Genomic DNA, 16,385 nt, shown 5'->3' with positions numbered 1-16,385 from the left:
CGCACCGTCCAGGGCCGCTTTGGCTCTAGGTTGTATTTGTAGCGTCGGTCCGAAGACCTACGACTCGCTGAAACCGCTGGTCACGTTGTGAACGACCTACGCCTCCCGCTTCTCGGGGCCGGAGCCTGGGCAGGGGCGTTGGTCGGGCCCGTCGTCGTCGAGGGCGGACGGGTGGGAGCGGCTCTGCTGATGCTGCTCGCGGTGGTCGTCGGTGTCGGCGGCGGCTGGGCGATCCGGAGACGAGCCGCGACGGCGCTGGCGTTGGCGCTGATGATCGCCGGGTCCGCGGTCGTCGCGGGTCTGCACGCCGCCCGGGTCAGCGACAACCCGGTGGCGGACCTGGCCGCTCGGAAGGCGCAGGTTCGGGTGGTCGCCACGGTCACGACCGACCCGAAGGAGGTGACCGGTGAGCACGCGACCTACCAGCTCCGGCGCGCCAGCGTGCGGGAGGTCAGCGGCCGCGGCGTGGTCTACCGGCTGCGTACGCCGGTGGTCGTGCTCGGTGACGACGCGTGGGCCGAGATCCCGCTGGGGACGACGGTGTCGACGACCGGGCGGCTGAGGGCGAGCGACTCGCACGAGGAGTCCGCGTTGCTGATCGCCGCAGAGCCGCGGGTGGTCGCCGGCCCGGGGGTCTGGTGGCGAGCCTCGGAGAAGCTGCGCGGCTCGATCCGGGACGCCGTGGCACACCGTCCGCCCGACCAGGCCGCCTTGGTGCCGGCGCTGGTCGATGGTGACGACACCGGCCTCTCCGACGACCTCGAGGACGACTTCCACACCACCGGCCTCACGCACCTGCTCGCGGTCTCGGGCACCAACCTGACCCTCGTGGTGGGCTTCCTGCTCATCGTCGCCCGGTGGGCCGGGGTGCGGGGGAGAGGGCTGTACGCGGTCGGGGTCCTCGGCATCCTCGGGTTCATCGTGCTCGCCCGCACAGAGCCCAGCGTCGTACGGGCCGCCGCGATGGGTGCGGTCGGACTGCTGGCGATGACGCACAACGGGCGACAACGTGCTCTGCGTGGGCTCGGGGCGGCGGTGATCGGGCTGCTGCTGATCGATCCGGGGCTGGCGATCTCGATCGGGTTCACCCTCTCGGTGCTGGCCACTGCCGGCATCCTGCTCTTCGGGCCACCGTGGCGAGATGCGCTGCGTCGTTGGATGCCCCAGTGGTGCGCGGAGGCGATCGCGGTCCCGGCCGCGGCGCAGCTGGCGTGCACGCCGGTCGTGGCCGCCATCTCCGGGCAGGTCAGCCTGGTCGCGGTGCTGGCCAACCTGCTCGTCGAGCCCGCAGTTGCCCCGGCGACCGTGCTCGGTCTCCTAGGAGGCCTGTTCGGACTGGTTTGGGATCCGCTCGGGATGGTGGCGGGCACGATCGCGACATGGTGCGTCGCCTGGATCATCGCGGTGGCTCGCTTCGGTGCAGACCAGCCGACCGCGGCGGTCGGCTGGGCGACCGGACCGCTCGCGCTCGCGGTCCTGGTCGCCGTCTGTGCCGCCATCGCCTTCCTGGCGCCACGGGTCCTGCGGCATCCGGTCACCGGAGCGGCCGGATGTCTCGTGCTGCTCGCGGTGGCGCTGGTGCGGCTGCCGAGCCCGGGCTGGCCTCCGTCGGGATGGGTGCTCGTGATGTGCGACGTCGGGCAAGGAGACGCGCTGGTGGTGCGTACGGGGCAGGGGAGCGCGGTGGTCGTGGACGCCGGCCCCGACCCGGACCTCGTCGACGACTGTCTGGACCGACTCGAGATCGAGGACGTTCCGCTCGCGGTGATCACTCACTTCCACGCCGATCACGTCGACGGCGTCGAAGGGGCCTTCGCCGGGCGTCGGGTCGGGGAGCTGTGGACCTCACGTCTCCAGGACCCGCCCGAGGGCGTGCGGGTGCTCGGGGAGACCGCGGCTGCGGCCGGCGTGGTGCCGGTTCCCGCTCCGTACGGAGTCACGACCAGCATCGGCGAGGCCCGGATCCAGGTGCTCTGGCCTACGGGCGAGACCGACACCCGCGGCCCCGGTGACGGCTCCACGGCCAACGACGCGAGCGTGGTCCTCCTCGTCGAGTCCCGCGGCCTGCGCCTGCTGCTGACCGGCGACATCGAACCGGAGGGCCAGGACCAGCTCGCCGACGACCTGGCCGGGCTCGACATCGACGTTCTCAAGGTGCCCCATCACGGCTCGCGCTACCAGGACCTGGCGTGGCTGCGTACGCTGCGGGCGCAGGTCGCGCTCACCTCGGTCGGTGCCGCCAACGACTACGGTCACCCGGCCACGGCCACGGTCCAGGGGCTGGAAGAGAGCGGCACCAAGGTCTACCGCACCGACCGCGACGGCTCGGTCGCGGTCGTCGAGTCAGGAGGTGAGGCCGCGGTGGTGACGCAGTAGGTGTCGGTGCTGTGTGGGAAGGTTTGAGCATGGCACGCACCGCCTCCGCATCGACCCCCACCGACAGCCTGACCGCCTCCGACGTCTTGGGCCGGGTGACCCTGGTGACAGGCAAGGAGGAGTTCCTGGGGGAGCGTATGGTCGCGGCCGCGAAGGCCGCCGTGAAGGCCTTCGATCCCGAGGCAGAGGTCTCGGATGCGACCGCCGCCGACCTGACCCTGGCCACGCTCGGCGAGATGAGCGCGCCCTCGCTCTTCTCGAGGATCCGCTGCGTGGTCGTGCGAAATCTGGAGAACCTGCCGGACGAGTCGGTGGCGGGCCTGATGGAGTATGCCGGCATGCCCTCGGACGAGGTCGCGCTCGTCCTCGTCCACGGCGGAGGGCAGAAGGGCAGCGGGACGCTCGCCAAGCTCCGCAAGCTCCCGAAGGTGACCGAGCACAAGTCGGTCGAGCTGAAGGCGCGCGAGTTCGGCAGCTTCGTGAAGTCCGAGATGCGCCTGCACGGCGCGACCATCGACGAGGAGGGCGCCGACTTCCTGATCCAGGCGGTCGGTCAGGACCTCCGCGCGCTGTCGGCCGCGACCAGCCAGCTCGCCAACGACAACGACGCGAAGCGCCTCGGCCTTGAGCACGTGAAGCAGTACTTCGGCGGTCGGGCCGAGGTGAAGAACTATGTGATCGCCGATGCGATCATCGCCGGTGACCGGGTCAAGGCCCTCGAGGAGATCCGCTGGGCCCTCGACACCGGCTCCTCCCCGGTCTACGTCCTCTCCGCGGTCGCCGGCCAGCTGCGCACCGTCGCCAGCCACGTCGCCGGCATCCGCGACAGCGGCACCCCGCCCTGGAAGCAGAAGACCGTGGCCGGCCTCGCCCGCGGCTGGTCCAGGGAAGGCATCGGCGAGGCCCTCCGCTCGGTCGCCCGAGCCGACGCCGACCTCAAGGGCGCCGCCAGCGACCCGGCGTACACGCTCGAGCGCCTCGTCCTCACCATCGCCGCCCTGCGCCAGCGCTGACCACCCCACGCCGAGACGTCACCCAAGTCGGCCGAGACGTCAGGTAGGTCACCCGAGGCGTCAGGTAGGTCACCCGAGGCGTCAGGTAGGTCGCCCGAGGCGTCAGCACGGTGCCCACTCGGCCGGCGCGAGTGACGTCTCGGCCGACGCGAGTGACGTCTCGAGCGACGCGCGTGACGTCTCGACGAGAATGCGAAAGCCCCCGCCACGGACGACGGGGGCTTTCGACGGGACTTACCTCAGAGAGAGGCGGCCTTCTTGGCGATCGCCGACTTGCGGTTGGCGGCCTGGTTCTTGTGGATGACGCCCTTGGAGACAGCCTTGTCGAGCTTCTTGGCGACAACCTTGGCGTTCTCGACCGCAGCGTCCTTGTCGCCGGCCTCTGCGGCGGCGGTGAACTTGCGGATGACGGTCTTGAGCTCGCTCTTGACGGCCTTGTTGCGCTCGTGCGCCTTCTCGTTCTGCTTGTTGCGCTTGATCTGCGACTTGATGTTCGCCATGGGTGAATAATCTCCAGTGCTTCGACGTGTGGTGGTGCGAGCTCTCAATCCGGCCCCTCGGGGAAATGAGAGGGGAGAGGCCTACGCGAACACGCTTGCGGTCAAGATTACAGACTCGCGTCCCGTGGCCTCAAATCGCCGTACCCGGAGTAGCTACTCCAGGGTAGGCTGTGGTGATCTCGGTCACGAGATTTCCGAGCGGGACCCCTGTTGCGACGCCACTCGAGCGTCTAAGGTCCCCCGCGCGGCGGCTCTCGTGCAAACCGTCCATTGCTCACCCCCCACGCTCATACTGCAGGCCAGGAGAATCATGCCGACCCAGTCCGCGACCGATCTCGCATTTCTCGACGAGATGCCGGCGAACTTCGCCCTTCACTTCCTCAACCGCGTCAAGGCCACCCCGAATGCGGAAGCCTTCCGCTATCCCGTCGTCGGCTCGACGACGGAGGCAGGTGGTGAGGAGTGGAAGTCACTGACCTGGAAGGAGGCCAGCGACCTGGCCAGCCGGCTCGCCGCGGGTCTGGTCTCGCTCGGTCTCGAGCTCGAGCAGCGGGTCGGGATCGCCTCGACCACGCGCTACGAGTGGATCATCGCCGACCTGGCGGTGATGCTCTCCGGTGGCGCCACGACGACCGTCTACCCGACGACCAACGTCGAGGACACCGCCTACATCCTCGGTGACGCCGAGTGCCGCTTCGTCTTCGCCGAGGACGACAGCCAGCTCGCCAAGATCGCCGAGAAGGCTGCAGAGCTGCCCGAGATCGTCAAGGTCATCACCTTCGACGGGGCGACCGACGGCGACCGGGTCATCGGCCTGGACGACCTCGCGGCCCTCGGCGACAAGTACCTCGCCGACCACCCGGGCCTCATCGAGGAGATCGCGGCCAAGATCACCCCGGACCACCTGGCCACGCTGGTCTACACCTCCGGCACCACCGGAAAGCCGAAGGGCGTGCGCCTGCTCCACCGCGCCTGGGTATACGAGGGCGAGGCCGTCCGGGTCCAGGGCGACGTGCTCGGTCCCGACGACCTGCAGTTCCTGTGGCTGCCGATGTCGCACGTGTTCGGCAAGGTGCTGCTCTCGATCCAGATCGCCTGCGGCTTCCCGACCGCGATCGACGGTCGGATGGACAAGATCGTCGACAACCTGGCGATCGTGAAGCCGACCTTCATGGGTGCGGCCCCGCGCATCTTCGAGAAGGTCCACTCCAAGATCGTGATGATGGTCGAGAACGACGGTGGCGTGAAGAAGAAGCTCTTCGACGCCGCCTTCGCCAACGGCATCGCGCGCGACCGGCTCCTGCGCGAGGGCAAGTCGGTGCCGACCGGGATGGCGCTCAAGCACGCTGTGCTCGACAAGCTGGTCCTCAGCAAGGTCCGTGACCGGTTCGGTGGCCGCGTACGTTTCTTCATCTCCGGCTCCGCACCGCTCAACCGCGACATCGCCGAGTGGTTCCGGGCGGCGGGCATCCTGATCATGGAGGGCTACGGCTCGACCGAGAACGCCGCCGGTGCGTCCGTCGGCACCCTGAAGGAGAACAAGCTCGGCACCGTCGGCAAGGCCTTCCCGGGCAGCGAGGTGAAGATCGGCGAGAACGACGAGCTGCTCATCCGCGGTCCGCACATCATGCCCGGCTACCACAACCTGCCCGAGGAGACCGCCAAAGCGCTCGACGCCGAGGGTTGGTACCACACCGGTGACAAGGCCTCGATCGACGAGGAGGGCTACATCACCATCACCGGCCGGATCAAGGAGCTGTTCAAGACCTCGGGCGGGAAGTACGTCGCCCCGCCGGCGATCGAGTCGAAGTTCGCCGCGCTGTGCCCCTACACCAGCCAGTTCCTCGTCTTCGGTGCCAACCGCAACTTCGTCAGCGCCCTGATCGCTCTCGACCCCGAGTCGATCACCGCCTGGGGCGCCTCCCACGGTCTGGAGGGGAAGTCCTACGAGGAGATCGTCACCTCGCCGCAGGTGCGTGAGCTGATCGGCGGCTACGTCGACGAGCTCAACGCGAGCCTCAACCGCTGGGAGACCATCAAGAAGTGGGAGATCCTGGAGCACGACCTGACCGTCGAGAGCGGTGAGCTGACCCCGTCGCTGAAGGTGAAGCGGAAGGTCGTGGAGGAGAAGGAGCAGGCGCGCATCGACGCCTTCTACGCCGGCTCCTGATCCCAGCCTCGACGCTCGATCAGCCAGTCCAGACACACCTCGCCCTGCCACCGCTGCATCCTGCGGAGGTGGGGCGAGGTCGTCTTCACCGGCTGCTCGGCGGCAGCCAGGAAGTAGCCGGCGAAGATGGCCAGGACCGAGTCGATCGCCTCCGGCGCAGCCTTCGAGAGCAACGGATGGCCGGCCAGGAACGACTCGGCGTCGAGACCGTCGCCGCGCGGCCCGATCAGCAGCAGTAGCGAGTCGATCCAGTCGGCGCCGAGGACCGGCCAGGTCCACTCGACGAGCAGCACGCCACCGTCGGGGCGGATGAGGATGGTGTCGTCTCGTACGTCCAGGTGGACCAGCGTCTCGCCTGCGGTGTGCTCCGCGAAGCCGGCGGCCAGCCCAGCCGCCCTCTCGGCGTGCGGGTATTCGACCACCCGCTCCCACAGCTCGGGGTACGAGGCGTGCTCCTCGGCGAAGGTCGGCCAGCCGATGCCCGGAGCCGGGGTGAGCGTGGCGGCGGTCTCGACCAGCGCCTGCGAGACGACCTCGAGATCCGAGGACGTCCAGGGCCGCGACGGCAGCCGACCCTCGACGTGCTCGAAGGCCAGGACCACCCACTCGCCGTCGTCGAACCACTTCAGCTTCGGGGCAGGGACCCAGCCGGCGAGCTTCTTCAGCTTCGCGGCTTCTTCACGATGGAGCGTCGCGGAGTCGCGCTGGGCTTTGGCGGAGGCCGCCTTCACGAAGTGCTTGGAACCGTCCTCGCAGGTCAGCACAGAGGCGAACCCGGGCGTGTAGCCGGCACCGTGCGACTCCGCCGACACCACCGGTCCGCCGCCGAGCCGCTTCTCGATCGCCGACCTCAGGAACGGGGGCAGGTGGGGCCACTCCAAGCGACGGGCAGTCTGTCCGTGCGGGATGTTCGTCGGGATCGCCGGTATCACGGGTACATCTTGGCCGGGAGTCCCCGGCTCCGCCAGATGCGGCAAGACCTCATGACGACGTCGGAGGCAGGGTGAACCTGGTGCCGGGCTCGTCGCCCGAGAGGTCCCAGGCGGTGATTCCCGTGTCCCCTGTCGCCGCGTAGAGCGTCGCGCCGTCGGGGCCGAAGGCGGTCATCACCGGACCCTCGACGGTCCGCCCGGAGTCGACGAGCCCGGCCAGCGTACGTGGCTCGCCGTCGCCGCCGAGGGCCTTCGGGCTCCACACGGCCGCGGCGTTGTCCGCGGCGAAGCCCACCGAGCTGCCCGAGAAGGAGAAGCCGGTCGCATCGGTGGTGGGCAGGGTCTCGACGACCTCGAGATCCTCGACGCTCCAGACCGTCGGTGCGCCGCCCGTGCCCGGGCCCGCCAACCAACGCCCGTTCGGGCTCCACGCGGGTAGGCCCTCGGCGCCGGTCACCTGACCGGTCGACTCGCCGTTGTCCGTGTCGAGGATCTCGACGCCGGCGTCGCTGGTGACGGCCAGCTGCGCACCGTCCGGGCTGAAGGCGAGGGCGCCAGCGCCCTCGACCTTGGCGTCGACGACCTCCTCGCCGTCGATGGTCCAGACCATGAGCGTGTCATCGGTGCCGGTGCCTGCCACGAGCTTCCCATCGGGGCTGATCGCGGCGTCCTGGATCCAGCTCATGTCGGTGACGTCGTCCTCGTAGGGCAACCCGGTGAGGGTGCGTACGCGCTTGCCACTGTCCAGGTCGACGAGCGCGATGTCGCCGCAGCCGCCACCGGTGGCGACCAGCGACCAGTCAGTGGCCAGAGCGATCGGGTTGCCTTCGAAGGCCACCTCGTACGTCCCATCAGCGGTGTCCCACCGGCACAGGCCCTGCCAGCAGCCGGCCGCGACCGCGTCGCCGCCCGGACTCACGCTCAAGCTGTCGGGGAACACCGCGCCGGGAGCGACAGCAGCCGGGCGGAACATCGCGGACGACGAGCAGGACGCGCCCTCGCTGGCGGAGCAACCGGTGAGCAGCGCGGCAAGCAGGATTCCGGATAGGGGCAGTACGGGTTTCATTCAGGGGCCTTCCGCGACCGATTCAGTGGGCGACGAGCTGGGTGGCGTCGAAATGGTAGACGCCGCCGTCGGTCGTTTCGTGGCGGTCGACGTCACGAGCGCCTCTTCGCAGCAGTGACTGGCGGACCGGCGTCTTGCCCATTGCGCGGAGCATGTCGTACTCGTCGTTGATACGCAGCACCGACCACGGGCGCTGCTCGCTCCCGTCACCGGTCGAGCGGATGCTGCGCAGCGCGGCCCGGGCGACCTGTCGCTCGCGCGCCGCGCTCCGCTCATCGCCGGACCGCTCCAGCGCGGCGGCCATCCGCAGGTGCGCTGAGGGGCTGAAGATCGCCCCTGGCATGGCCCGCTGCAGCTCGGCCGTGGCCGCCGCGTACGAACCCTCGGCGAGCAGCCTGTCGGCCTCGTCGAGGTCGAGGTCGGGGGTGAAGCCGGCCGAGCCGCGGACCGCCCGGCGGAGCGGACCGAGGGCGTCGGGGCCGGGGTCGTCGAGGTACGCGCTGACCAGGTCGGCGTACGTCGTCACTTCGACTCCTCCAGGAGGCGGTTGAACTCCTCCTCGGAGAGGTTGTTCAGGTAGTCACGGCCCGACTTGCGGGCGTCGACCTCGACCGGCTGGTTGTAGTACTCGTCGAAGGTGTCGCCCTTGCCGGTGCTCTTGTAGTCGTCGAAGTTCTCCTCCCACTCTTCGGTCTGCTCCTCGGTGATCCCGTCTTCCTTGTGCTCGTCGAAGGGGTCGTCCTCCCACCAGAACTGCCAGTCGTTGTTGTCGTCGATCGCCTCGTACTGGCGACCGTGACGGACCTCGTGGGCGACGGTGTTGATCAGCAGGCCGGGGTCGTCGAGCATGTTGGGGTTGAGCGCCATCTTGCCGTCCCCGTCGCTCCAGTAGCCGTAGGTGATGCTGCCGTCGTCCCAGGTGTCGTTGGCCAGGTCGTCCCAGTCGATGTCAGGCATCTCGACGCCGCTCTCCTCGGCGATCTTCCTGGTCATCTCCTCCAGCACGGCCTTGCGCTCCTCGGTGCTGAGCGTCGCCCACTTCTCCGCGATCGCCGGGTCGATGTTGCCGTACTCGTCGCCGTCCTTGTTGACGCCGGCCGGCAGGGCACGGGCGAGGAGGGCGTCGACGCCGGCGGCTTTGGCGAGGGCGTTGGTGATGTCTTCGGCGATCTCTTGGGCGATGGTGTTGCGGCTGGTGCCCCATTCTTCGGCTTCGTAGCGGTTGGTGAAGGTGGGGGGTGTGGCGGTGCTGGTGACGGTGCCGTCGTCGCTGACGTTGAACTCGCTGGTCTTGGCGCGGTCGAGGATGCCTTGGACGAGGCGTTCGATGGCTTCGACCTGGGTCTCGGCGTTGTAGAGCGCTTTCTGCATCTGTTGTTTGCCGGTGATGTGGCTGGTGAGGTCGGCGACGAGGGTGTTGCGGTGGCTGCGGGCGCCTTCGGCGGCGATGCCTGTCCAGGACTTGGCTACGCCGCCTGCTTCGAGCTCGTCGCGGCTGGTCTCGAGGTTGCGGAGGTCGGCTTTGAGTCCGTCGCCGGCGTCGCCCAGGGGCGCTGCTTTCCAGGTCTTGACCTGGCCGAACGTGATCGCCATCAGACGAGCGTGGTGGCGTCGAAGTGGACGAGGGTCCCGTCGGCGCAGGTGTGGCGGTCGATGCGCCGTCCGTCGGTCTCGAGGAGCTCCTGCTGGCCCGGCACCTTCTTGAGGGCACGGAGCAGGTCGTACTCGTCGTTGATCCGCAGCACCGTCCACGGGTGCTCCTCGGAGCCGTCACCGGTCGACCGGATGCTCCGCAGGGCGGCGCTGGCGACCTGACGCTCGCGGGCCGCAGAGCGTTCCTCGCCGGAGCGCTCCAGGGCCGTCGCCAGGCGCAGATGAGCCGACGGGCTGAAGATCGCCCCGGGCATGAGCGCCCGCAGCGCGGTCGTGGCCTCGGTGTAGGCGCCCTCGGCGAGCAGCTTGTCGACCCCGCCCAGGTCGAGATCGACGGTGAAGTTGGCGGAGTTGCGGACCGCGCGGCGAAGCGGCGCCAGCGTCTCGGCGCCAGGGTCGTCGAGGTAGGCGGTGACCAGGTCGGCGTACGTCGTCATTTCGACTCCTTCAGGAGACGGTCGAGCTCTTCGGGGGTCACGTTGTCGAGATATTCGCGACCGGTCTTGCGGGCGTCGACCTCGACCGGCTGGTTGTAGTAGGCGTCATAGTCGGGGTCGGGGCTCTTGTAGTCGTCGAAGTTCTCCTCCCACTCCTCGGCCTGCTCCTCGGTGATCCCGTCCTCCTCGTGCATGTCGAACGGGTCGTCCTCCCACCAGAACTGGAAGTCGTTGTTGTCCTCGATCGCCTCGTTCTGCCGGGCGTGACGCATCTCGTGGGCCACGGTGTGCAGCAGGTCGGGGTCGCCGAGCCGGTCGGGGTTGAGGCGTACGGCCTTCTCGCTCTCGCTCCACGATCCGTTGCCGCTGATCGAGTCGTCCCAGATGATGTCCTCGACCTCGACGCCGTACTCCTCGGCGAGCTCCTCGATCTTCTGGTCGATGATCGCCTTGCGCTCGGCGTCGGTGAGCTGCGCCCACCGCTCGGCGAGCTCGGGGGACGCCATCCCGCGCTCCCGGCGGGTGTCGTCGAGGCCGTCGTTGGTGCCGGTGGGGATGCCGTCGGTGAGGAGCGCGTCGACGCCGGCGGCTTTGGCGAGGGCGTTGGTGATGTCTTCGGCGATCTCTTGGGCGATGGTGTTGCGGCTGGTGCCCCATTCTTCGGCTTCGTAGCGGTTGGTGAAGGTGGGGGGTGTGGCGGTGCTGGTGACGGTGCCGTCGTCGCTGACGTTGAACTCGCTGGTCTTGGCGCGGTCGAGGATGCCTTGGACGAGGCGTTCGATGGCTTCGACCTGGGTCTCGGCGTTGTAGAGCGCTTTCTGCATCTGTTGTTTGCCGGTGATGTGGCTGGTGAGGTCGGCGACGAGGGTGTTGCGGTGGCTGCGGGCGCCTTCGGCGGCGATGCCTGTCCAGGACTTGGCTACGCCGCCTGCTTCGAGCTCGTCGCGGCTGGTCTCCAGGTTGCGGAGGTCGGCTTTGAGTCCGTCGCCGGCGTCGCCCAGGGGTGCTGCTTTCCAGGTCTTGACCTGGCCGAACGTGATTGCCATCAATTGCCGCCCATGACGCCGCCGGCGTTCACTCCTGCGGTGGCGTCGGCGGCCTCGACCTCGTCGAGAGCCTTCTGCATCTGGGTGGCGAGCCGCTGGGAGCTGTCCGCGGCGGCCTTGGTCTCGTCGGTCCAGCGGTTGCCGAGATCGGACATGTAGCCGACTGCCTCCGCGCCTGGGATCGCGGCGCCCGCCTTGCTCAGGTGGCCGGCGGAATCAGCTTTGCGGACGCTGCTCTCGGCCTCTGTGGCGACCGTGATGGCTGCCTTCATGTCCTTGGGGACGACATGGATCTCGCTCATGGTCTGGTTTGGTCCTCCTGGGCCCGAAACGGGAGACGGCTAGGCGGACCCTAACGGAAACTCGGGTCCAGCGTCTTGGTAAAAAGAGCGCCGCCGTCGATGTCGCGCAGCGTGACGGTGAGCTGCTGCGTACGCCCGTCGATCTCGACCTCGCCGAAGAACTGGAATCCGTCGGCCGGTGAGGCGTTCGCGGCCGGGGGAGCGGCCACGAACTCGGCGGCCGGACCGAAGGTCGCGTCCAGCGTGTTCGGGCCGAAGGCGCCGGCGTTGAGCGGACCGGAGACGAACTCCCAGAACGGGTCGAAGTCCTGGTAGCTGGCGCGGGCGGGGTCGTAGGAGTGCGCCGCTGTGTAGTGGACGTCGGCGGTCAGCCAGACGTGGTTGCGGATCCCGAGCCGCTTGAGCCCGGTGAGGACCTTCGCGATGTCGATCTCGCGGCCGAGCGGCGCGCCGCCGTCGCCCTGGGAGATGCCCTCCTGCAGGGTGCCGTCGGGGACGACCAGGCCGATCGGCAGGTCCGCAGCGATCACCTTCCAGGTGGCGCGAGAGGCGGCCAGCTCGCGCAGCAGCCACCTCGTCTGACGCTCGCCGAGCACGCCACCGTCGGCGCTGGTCTCCGCGTTGGTCGTGTTGGTGTTCTTGTGGGTGCGCATGTCGAGGACGAACAGGTCCATCAGCGGGCCGTAGGAGAGCTTGCGGTAGATCCTGCCGTCGGGGTCGGGGGAGGCGTCGCCGACCGGGATGTACTCGTGGAAGGCCTGCTTGGCGCGGGCCGCGAGGACATCGACGCGGCGCTCGGTGTAGCGACCGTCGTTGGGCAGGATCTCTCCTGGGTACCAGTTGTTGGTGACCTCGTGGTCGTCCCACTGCGCCACGATCGGCGTCTGGGCGAGGAAGGCGCGCCAGTTGTCGGCGAGCATGTTGTAGGCGTACTGCCCACGGAACTCGGCCAGCGTCTCGGCGACCTTGTGCTTCTCCTCGGTGACGATGTTGTTCCAGACCCGCCCGTCGGGGAGGGTCACGGTCGGGGTGAGCGGGCCGTCGGCGTAGACGTTGTCGCCGGAGCTCAGGAAGAAGTCGGCCTCGCGTGCCGCCATCGCGGGCGCGATCCGGAAGCCACCGAAGTCCGGGTTGGCGCCCCAGCCCTGGCCGGCGATGTCGCCGGACCACAGGAAGCGGATGTCCTGGCGGGTGCTCGGTGCCGTACGCAGCCGCCCCAGCTCCCAGTCGCTGCCACGTCGCGGGTCGTCGGCGTCGACGGCGCGGATCCGGTAGAAGTAGTCGCGGCCGGGCTCGAGGCCGTGGACCCGCAGCTCGCCGGTGAAGTCGCTCCGCGCGGTCACCACCGGTCCGTTGACCGGGCGGGCCCGGCGGAACGACTCGTCGGCCGAGATCTCCGCGACCAGTCGGGAGGTCTTGTCGGCGCGGCTCCACAGGACGCCGCCCCGGGTGCCGATATCGCCGGACTGGACGCCGTGGGTGAGGTTCGGGCGGTCGCTCCGTACGAAGTTGGCAGGGCCGAATGCGGGGGCGGAGGCAGCGGTGGCGGGGACGACGGTGGCGGGGACGACGAGTCCGGCACCAGCAGCGGCACCGAGGCCGAGGACGGAGCGGCGGTTGAGTGGGGTCATGTGCACAACCTGCCGATGCCGGCGGAACGGCTGGTTAGTTCCGCAGGTCGTGTCGGTGAACACGTACGCGGTGGGGTGTCTGCCGCGGATGAAGGAAACTTTTTCTTTCACGAGATGTCGAGATCGCTGAGCGGGCTCCGAGAGAAGGGGTGAAGGCCGGAGACGCCGGCCGCAGCAGAGGAGCGACACCATGAACGACGAGTACGCCATGCCCGCAGCACCCGCGCCGAGCCCGGGCATCCGGGCCCTGGACCGGCTCATCGGCACCTGGAAGGTGACCGGTGGAGCGGAGGGCGAGGTGACCTACCGCTGGATGGAGGGCGGCTACTTCCTGCTCCAAGACGTCCGTCTCGAGCAGTTCGGGCAGGTCACGACAGGGATCGAGGTGATCGGCAACCTGCGCCCGTTCGGGGAGGAGCCGAGTGCCGACGTGCACTCGCGCTACTACGACAACACCGGCGCCACCCTCGACTACGTCTATGAGCTCGACGGCGACACCCTGACGATCTGGGGTGGGGAGAAGGGCTCGCCGGTGAAGTTCGTCGGCGCCTTCGACGAGACCGGCGACGTCATGGCCGGCGAGTGGGACTACGCCGGCCAGGGCGGCTACGAGTCGACGATGACCCGCGCCTGACCCGCGCGCCGCAGCAGGTAGTCGCGTTCGGCCTCGTTGGCGGTCATCTCCGCAGCCGCCCGGAACTGGGCGGCTGCGGACGGGTCGTGCCGTTGCTCCAGCAGGTGCGCCCGCACCGCCAGGACCCGCTGTGCGGTCAGCGGGTCGCCGGCGAGGCCGTGCTCGGCGTCGAGCTCGTCCAGCAGCTGCAGGCCGACCACCGGGCCGAACGCCTGGGCCGCAGCGACCACCCGGCCCAGGCGGACCGGAGCGGTGGGCAGCGTACGTTCCAGGAGCAGGTAGAGGCCGAGGATCTCGCGCCAGTCGGTCTCCGCCGCGGACTCCGTGCGGGCATGGACGGCCGCGATCGCGGCCTGGAGCCGGAACGGCCCGGGATCCCCAGACCGCCACACCTCCGCCAGCACTGCCAGCCCTTCGTCGAGCAGAGCGCGATCCCACTGCGTACGGTCCTGCTCGGCCAGCGGCACCAGGCCGAGGTCCGGGGAGGTGCGCGCGGGCCGGCGCGCCTCGGTGAGCAGCATCAGCGCCAGCAGGCCGGCGACCTCCGGCTCGCCGGGAGCGATCCGGGCGAGCATCCGGGTCAGCCGGATGGACTCGTGCGCCAGGTCGACGCGTCCCAGGTCGGCTCCGGCGGTGGCGGTGTACCCCTCGTTGAAGACGAGGTAGAGCACGTCGAGCACGGCGTCGACCCGCTCGGCGAGCTCGGCCCCCTCGGGCGGCGTGAAGCGGGCGCCGGCCTTGCGCAGCGTCTGCTTCGCACGGCTGATCCGGGTGCCCATCGTGGTCTCCGGGACCCCGTACGCATGGGCGATCTCGGCCGTCGTCAGCCCACCCACTGCGCGCAGCGTGAGCGCCACCTGCCCGGTCCGCGACAGAGCCGGATGACAGCACAGCAGCAACAGGGTCAGGCTGTCGTCGGTCGCTGCCGCCGGGCCGGCCGGAGTGACCACCTCGGCGATCCCGACCTGGAGCTCGCGGCGGTGGGCGGCCTGCTCCGAGCGGAGCAGGTCGACCATCCGCCGGTAGCCGATCCGGGTCAGCCAGGAGCGCGGGTTCTCCGGAACGCCGTCGCGTGTCCACTGCTCGCTGGCGTCCAGCAGCGCCTCCTGGACCGCGTCCTCAGCGGCTTCGAACCGTCCGAAGCGGCGGACCAGTGCACTCAGGACGTACGGCGCCTCGGTGCGGAGGAGCTCCTCGAGCGCTGGTCCGGTCATGTCGATAGAGACTAGTTTCGGGGACTAGGTTCAGGGCATGAAATACCTGCTGCTGGGATACACCCCCGCCGATGCGTGGGACGCGGCCGACACGGCCTCCGAGGAGGCCCTCGCTGCGTTCGCGGAGTATCAGAGGTTCGAGGAGGAGCTGGTCGCCAACGGCGAGCTGATCAGCACCGAAGGGCTGGGGCATCCGGCGGTCTCGGTCACGGTGCGGCCTGGGACGAGCGGTCCGGTCGCCACCGACGGCCCGTTCGCCGAGCTGAAGGAGGTGCTGGCGAGCTTCGCGGTCATCGACGTGGCCAGCCAGGAGCGCGCGATCGACATCGTGTCGCGGATGGTCGCCGCCCTCGGGGAGCCGATCGAGATCCGGCCGGTGATGGGAGACGACTTCGCTCAGGTGTGACCCGCTGGGGTCGGGTGGCAGTATCTGCGGTGATGTGGCCGAGAAGGAACACCTACCCCGCTGTGCTGCTGCTCCTGCTGGCACCGGTGCTCTTCGGGTGTGCCGGCGAGCCGGAGACGGGTGCGGAGTCCGCCTCGCCGTCGGCGCCTGCCGAGGTGGTGCCCGAGGAGAAGGCCCCGACGAGCACCGCGCCGCGGCCGCAGGAGTCGATCGAGGTGCCGACGCTTCCGCCGGCGAACGATCGCGGGATCGTCGAGGGCGGCGACGTGAGCTGGCCGCAGTGCCCCAAGGGGATGGGCATCAAGGAGCGCCGGACGCTGGGGCTGCCGATGCCGCTCGAGACGGCGGAGTACGTGGTCATCGGGCTCACCAACGGCCCCGCGTTCCATCCCAACCCGTGCCTGGCCTCACAGGTCGAGTGGGCCAAGAAGAACAAGCTGATGACCTCGGCGTACGCGGTCACCTCGTTCCCCGACGAGGCCACGACCCGCAGGTACGGCGACGAGGGACCGGGCGACCCGGAGACGCGGATCGGCCGGCTGACCAACGTCGGCTACCAGCAGGCGCGGTGGAACCTCGAGACGATGAAGCGCGCCGGGCTCGAGTCGCCCGCGGTCTGGGTCGACGTCGAGCCGGTCGCGGTGTGGGAATGGTCCGACGACATCGCCGCGAACCAGGCGGTGGTCACCGGTGTCGTGGCCGGTTATCAGGATGCCGGGAAGCGGGTCGGCGTCTACTCGATCGAGGGGTTGTGGACGCCGATCGTCGGTGACCTGCAGCTGCAGCTGCCCGAATGGCGCCCGGCGGGCGAGAGCTCGCGGTCCGCGGCCCTGGAGCGCTGCGGTGGTGACTGGATGTTCCAGGGCGGTGCCGCGGTGATGGTGCAGTGGCTCGAGGACAACCGCGACCGCAATGTGACCTGTCCCGGCGAGTCGGTTCAGCTGCCGCTTTGGTTCCATCAGTACTGAGCGTGGGACAATCGAGAGAAGACGTACGTTCCCCCCA

At 69.4% G+C, this 16,385-nt stretch carries 16 protein-coding genes; 6 read left to right on the top strand and 10 right to left on the bottom strand.

The features are described 5' to 3' along the window. Positions 1-87 precede the first annotated feature (87 nt). Positions 88-2,376: a ComEC/Rec2 family competence protein gene (locus tag BJ988_RS16870; protein ID WP_179659046.1), complete on the top strand. Its 2,289-nt coding sequence runs from the start codon at positions 88-90 to the stop codon at positions 2,374-2,376. Positions 2,377-2,405: 29 nt separating this feature from the next. Then, positions 2,406-3,389, top strand: a complete 984-nt coding sequence (gene holA / locus BJ988_RS16865; RefSeq protein ID WP_179659045.1) for a DNA polymerase III subunit delta — start codon at positions 2,406-2,408, stop codon at positions 3,387-3,389. A gap of 239 nt (positions 3,390-3,628) precedes the next feature. Here holA and rpsT read toward each other — a convergent pair whose 3' ends face one another. Further along, on the bottom strand, positions 3,629-3,889 hold the full coding sequence (gene rpsT / locus BJ988_RS16860; protein WP_179659044.1) for a 30S ribosomal protein S20: 261 nt from the start codon (positions 3,887-3,889) through the stop codon (positions 3,629-3,631). Positions 3,890-4,199: 310 nt separating this feature from the next. Between rpsT and BJ988_RS16855 the strand changes: the two genes are divergently transcribed. After that, positions 4,200-6,059 carry an AMP-dependent synthetase/ligase gene (locus BJ988_RS16855; RefSeq protein WP_179659043.1) on the top strand — a complete coding sequence of 620 codons (1,860 nt, stop codon included), beginning with the start codon at positions 4,200-4,202 and terminating at the stop codon, positions 6,057-6,059. On the opposite strand, the gene BJ988_RS16850 is transcribed toward BJ988_RS16855, so the two are convergent. The 8 genes from BJ988_RS16850 to BJ988_RS16815 all read right to left on the bottom strand — a co-directional run bounded on the left by BJ988_RS16850 (position 6,044) and on the right by BJ988_RS16815 (position 13,126). Next, the gene (locus tag BJ988_RS16850; RefSeq protein WP_246321511.1) at positions 6,044-6,940 is read right to left on the bottom strand and encodes a protein kinase family protein; all 897 of its coding nucleotides are present in this window, start codon (positions 6,938-6,940) and stop codon (positions 6,044-6,046) included. The genes BJ988_RS16855 and BJ988_RS16850 overlap by 16 nt on opposite strands. Positions 6,941-7,040: 100 nt before the next feature. Next, a complete protein-coding gene (locus BJ988_RS16845) occupies positions 7,041-8,057 on the bottom strand; it encodes a WD40 repeat domain-containing protein (protein WP_179659042.1) in 1,017 nt (338 codons plus the stop codon). A 22-nt stretch (positions 8,058-8,079) separates the two neighbouring features. Continuing rightward, the gene (locus BJ988_RS16840) at positions 8,080-8,583 is read right to left on the bottom strand and encodes a DUF4919 domain-containing protein (RefSeq protein WP_179659041.1); all 504 of its coding nucleotides are present in this window, start codon (positions 8,581-8,583) and stop codon (positions 8,080-8,082) included. Further along, on the bottom strand, positions 8,580-9,650 hold the full coding sequence (locus tag BJ988_RS16835; RefSeq protein WP_179659040.1) for a hypothetical protein: 1,071 nt from the start codon (positions 9,648-9,650) through the stop codon (positions 8,580-8,582). Before BJ988_RS16835 ends, BJ988_RS16840 begins: the two co-directional genes overlap by 4 nt. Then, positions 9,650-10,147, bottom strand: a complete 498-nt coding sequence (locus BJ988_RS16830; RefSeq protein WP_179659039.1) for a DUF4919 domain-containing protein — start codon at positions 10,145-10,147, stop codon at positions 9,650-9,652. The genes BJ988_RS16835 and BJ988_RS16830 overlap by 1 nt, the downstream gene beginning before the upstream one ends. Beyond that, positions 10,144-11,193 (bottom strand): hypothetical protein, encoded by a 1,050-nt coding sequence (locus BJ988_RS16825; RefSeq protein ID WP_179659038.1) that lies wholly within the window; start codon positions 11,191-11,193, stop codon positions 10,144-10,146. Before BJ988_RS16825 ends, BJ988_RS16830 begins: the two co-directional genes overlap by 4 nt. Continuing rightward, entirely contained in the window at positions 11,193-11,495 is a 303-nt protein-coding gene (locus BJ988_RS16820) for a hypothetical protein (RefSeq protein WP_179659037.1), read from the bottom strand. Before BJ988_RS16820 ends, BJ988_RS16825 begins: the two co-directional genes overlap by 1 nt. A gap of 50 nt (positions 11,496-11,545) precedes the next feature. Beyond that, a complete protein-coding gene (locus BJ988_RS16815; RefSeq protein ID WP_179659036.1) occupies positions 11,546-13,126 on the bottom strand; it encodes an alkaline phosphatase D family protein in 1,581 nt (526 codons plus the stop codon). A 190-nt stretch (positions 13,127-13,316) separates the two neighbouring features. On the opposite strand from BJ988_RS16815, the gene BJ988_RS16810 reads away from it, so the two are divergent. After that, entirely contained in the window at positions 13,317-13,760 is a 444-nt protein-coding gene (locus BJ988_RS16810) for a hypothetical protein (protein ID WP_179659035.1), read from the top strand. Here the strand turns inward: BJ988_RS16810 and BJ988_RS16805 are convergent. Beyond that, the gene (locus BJ988_RS16805) at positions 13,733-14,974 is read right to left on the bottom strand and encodes an RNA polymerase sigma factor (RefSeq protein WP_179659034.1); all 1,242 of its coding nucleotides are present in this window, start codon (positions 14,972-14,974) and stop codon (positions 13,733-13,735) included. The two genes, BJ988_RS16810 and BJ988_RS16805, sit on opposite strands and share 28 nt — an antisense overlap. Before the next feature lie 37 nt (positions 14,975-15,011). Between BJ988_RS16805 and BJ988_RS16800 the strand changes: the two genes are divergently transcribed. Both BJ988_RS16800 and BJ988_RS16795 read left to right on the top strand, forming a co-directional pair. After that, the gene (locus BJ988_RS16800; protein WP_179659032.1) at positions 15,012-15,380 is read left to right on the top strand and encodes a YciI family protein; all 369 of its coding nucleotides are present in this window, start codon (positions 15,012-15,014) and stop codon (positions 15,378-15,380) included. Positions 15,381-15,412: 32 nt separating this feature from the next. Further along, positions 15,413-16,348 (top strand): glycoside hydrolase family 25 domain-containing protein, encoded by a 936-nt coding sequence (locus BJ988_RS16795; protein ID WP_179659030.1) that lies wholly within the window; start codon positions 15,413-15,415, stop codon positions 16,346-16,348. Positions 16,349-16,385 lie beyond the last annotated feature (37 nt).

Origin of the sequence: Nocardioides panzhihuensis (genome assembly GCF_013408335.1) — a bacterium.
Lineage (GTDB): Bacteria > Actinomycetota > Actinomycetes > Propionibacteriales > Nocardioidaceae > Nocardioides > Nocardioides panzhihuensis.
This window is presented reverse-complemented; position numbering and strand designations above follow the sequence as displayed.